Here is a 1,631-nt window from a genome sequence, read left to right as displayed (position 1 = left end):
TGCTTTTGCGTACTATAGCCTCATTGAATGAATTTAGCCGACTTGAATTGTTGAGAATTTGGAGACATCGATGTTAGATCAAAATATTAAAACTCAATTAAAAGCTTACTTAGAACGTTTAGAAAGTCCGATCGAGTTGGTTGCTGCTTTAGATGATTCAGACAAAGCCGCAAAAATCAAAGAACTTGTCACTGAGATTGCGGAATTGTCTGATCAGGTGACTGCACGTTTTGATGGTTCAAACGCTCGCCGTCCAAGTTTTGGGGTAGCTAAAGCAGGCGAACAGCCACGTGTATTCTTTGCTGGCTTACCGATGGGACATGAGTTTACTTCTTTGATCTTGGCATTGTTACAAGTGTCTGGTTATGCCCCTAAGGTCTCTGATGAAGTGTTGAATCAGATTAAAGGCTTAAATCTTGCGGCAAACTTTGATGTATTTATTTCATTGAGCTGTCATAACTGTCCAGATGTGGTTCAGGCATTGAACTTGATCGCGATCAACAACCCAAATACCACTACCACCATGATTGATGGTGCATTCTTCCAAGACGAAGTGGAACAACGCAAAATCTTGGCTGTACCGATGGTATTCCAAGATGATCAACACATTGGTCAAGGTCGTATGACTTTGGAAGAAATCATAGCCAAGTTAGATACCAACTCAGCAGAGAAAGATGCAGCAGCGATCAATGCCAAAGATGCCTTTGATGTCTTGGTGATCGGTGGTGGTCCTGCTGGGGCAACCGCAGCGATCTATGCAGCTCGTAAAGGGATCAATACGGGTATCGTGGCGGAGCGCTTTGGCGGTCAGGTGATGGATACCATGGATATTGAAAACTTTACTTCTGTACAAAAAACGGTTGGTCCTAAGTTTGCTGCCGAGATGGAAGCACATGTACGTGAATATGATGTCGACATCATGAACTTGCAACGTGTCAGCAAGATCATTGGTGCGGATCAAACTACGACAGGCTTGGTTGAAGTTGAACTTGAAAATGGTGCCAAGCTTGAATCAAAAACCATCATTCTTTCTACAGGTGCGCGTTGGAGAGAAATGAATGTACCAGGTGAAGCAGAATACCGTACCCGTGGTGTGGCGTATTGCCCACACTGTGACGGTCCACTGTTCAAAGGTAAGCGTGTTGCCGTGATTGGTGGTGGTAACTCTGGTGTGGAAGCTGCAATTGACCTTGCAGGCATCGTTGAGCATGTCACGTTGGTTGAATTTGATACCAAACTTCGTGCCGACCAAGTGTTACAGAACAAGTTAAACAGCTTGCCAAATACCACCGTGATTCTGAATGCACTCAGTACTGAAGTCTTGGGTGATGGCTCTCAAGTCACTGGCTTAAAATACAAAGACCGTGCAACTGATGAGGAACATGTGGTTGAGCTTGCAGGTATCTTCGTTCAGATTGGTTTATTACCAAACACCGATTTCTTGAAAGACAGTGCATTTGAGTTGAGTAATCGTGGTGAGATCATCGTAAATGATCGTAATGAAACCAATGTTAAAGGTGTGTTTGCTGCGGGTGACTGTACCACTGTGCCTTATAAACAAATCATCATTGCGACGGGTGAAGGCGCTAAAGCTTCACTCTCTGCTTTTGATTATATGATTCGTTCTGGCA

The 1,631-nt window shown here is 44.0% G+C and carries 1 protein-coding gene; it reads left to right on the top strand.

Going from position 1 to position 1,631, the window contains the following annotated elements; translation table 11 throughout:
• Positions 1–70 precede the first annotated feature (70 nt).
• A partial coding sequence (gene ahpF / locus EAH57_RS15775) for an alkyl hydroperoxide reductase subunit F (protein ID WP_121930872.1) occupies positions 71–1,631 on the top strand: 1,561 nt, incomplete at its 3' end.

This window comes from Acinetobacter sp. 2JN-4, assembly GCF_003687745.1.
In the GTDB taxonomy this organism is placed as follows: Bacteria; Pseudomonadota; Gammaproteobacteria; order Pseudomonadales; family Moraxellaceae; genus Acinetobacter; species Acinetobacter halotolerans.
Note: the sequence above shows the minus strand (reverse complement) of the source record. Positions and strands in the feature narration are given on the sequence as shown.